2 protein-coding genes are annotated in these 1,395 nt (G+C 73.3%); both read left to right on the plus strand.

Translation table 11 applies throughout. The annotated features are described in order from the left end of the window. The coding region (locus I71_RS00940) for an SPOR domain-containing protein (protein WP_042688847.1) at positions 1–519 on the plus strand (519 nt) is incomplete at its 5' end. Then, positions 500–1,395 (plus strand): glycoside hydrolase family 3 N-terminal domain-containing protein (locus I71_RS00945; RefSeq protein WP_375731154.1); only part of this gene is annotated, 896 nt, incomplete at its 3' end. The genes I71_RS00940 and I71_RS00945, both read left to right, overlap by 20 nt.

The following is a 1,395-nucleotide window of genomic DNA, read 5'->3' on the forward strand; positions in this document are numbered from 1 at the left end:
TCCAGGCGGCGTTTCACCGGCTCCGGCTCTGGCTCCCCCCAGGGTTGCCGCCAAGCCGCAGGCAACCCCCGGCCAAGCCGATCCCGGCCCCCCCAGCAACAGGTCGCTTCGGTCGCCAAGCCTCCGGCTCCGCCGGCGCAGCAGAATGCCGCCCCGTCGATGGGGCAGCTGATCGCCAAGCTGGAAGCCGCATCCCTGCCGGCTGCCCCGGCCAAGGCGGCGCCGCAGCCGGCGAAGGCCGCGGCGGCTCCCGCTCCGGCGGCCGGCGGCAGCGGTGGCTGGCGTGTCCAGCTGGCCTCGGTGCGCAGCGAGGGCGAGGCCGCGGCCGAATGGCGCCGCCTCGCCGGCCGTCATCCCGACGCGCTCGGCGGGCTGTCGATGCAGGTTGCCAAGGTCGATCTGGGCGAGAAGGGCATCTTCTACCGGGTGCAGGGCGCCGGTGCCGACGAGGCGCGGGCCAAGTCGGCCTGTGCCCAGTTGCGTGCGCAAAATGTGGGGTGTGTGGTTGTCCGTCCCTGACATCGTGGGTTCCACCAGCCCGGTCACCCACCCGCGCGCAGTTGTCTTCGGCTGTGCCGGGCTGGAGGTGACGGCCGACGAGGCCGCCTTTTTCCGCGACGCCGATCCGCTCGGCTTCATCCTGTTCCGCCGCAACTGCGACAGCCGCGACCAGATGCGCCGGCTGGTCGAGGATCTGCGCGCCAGCGTCGGCCGGGCTGACGCTCCCGTCCTGATCGACCAGGAGGGCGGCCGGGTCGTCCGCATGCGCCCGCCGCACTGGCCGGCCCATCCGCCGATGGGCGTGTTCGGCCGGCTTGCCGAACGCGATGCCGCCGCCGGACGAGAGGCCGCCCAGGAGGCCGCCCAGGAGGCCGCATGGATCAATGGCCGGCTGCTCGCCCATATGCTGATGGAGGTCGGCATCACGGTGGATTGCGCGCCGGTCTGCGACGTTCCGGTGGAGGGCGCGCACGACATCATCGGCGACCGCGCGTTCTCGCGCGATCCCGCCCTGGTGATCGCGCTGGCCCGCGCCACCGCCGACGGGTTGCTGGCCGGCGGCGTGCTGCCGGTTCTCAAGCACATCCCCGGCCACGGCCGCGCCTTCGCCGACAGCCATGCCGAGTTGCCGGTGGTCGAGGCCGACCGCGCGGCGCTGGAGGCCACCGATTTCGCCCCCTTCCGGGCGCTGGCCGACCTGCCGCTGGCGATGGTCGCCCATGTGGTGCTGAAGGCCATCGACCCGACCGCTCCCGCCAGCACCTCGGCAATCGTGGTGCGCGAGGTGGTGCGCGGCCCCTCCCTCGGCTTCGACGGCCTGCTGTTCAGCGACGACCTGTCGATGAATGCGCTGCAGGGCGATCCCAAGACGCGGGCCGAGGCGGTGCTGGCGGC

Origin of the sequence: Azospirillum sp. B506 (assembly GCF_000333595.1) — a bacterium.
Lineage (GTDB): Bacteria > Pseudomonadota > Alphaproteobacteria > Azospirillales > Azospirillaceae > Azospirillum.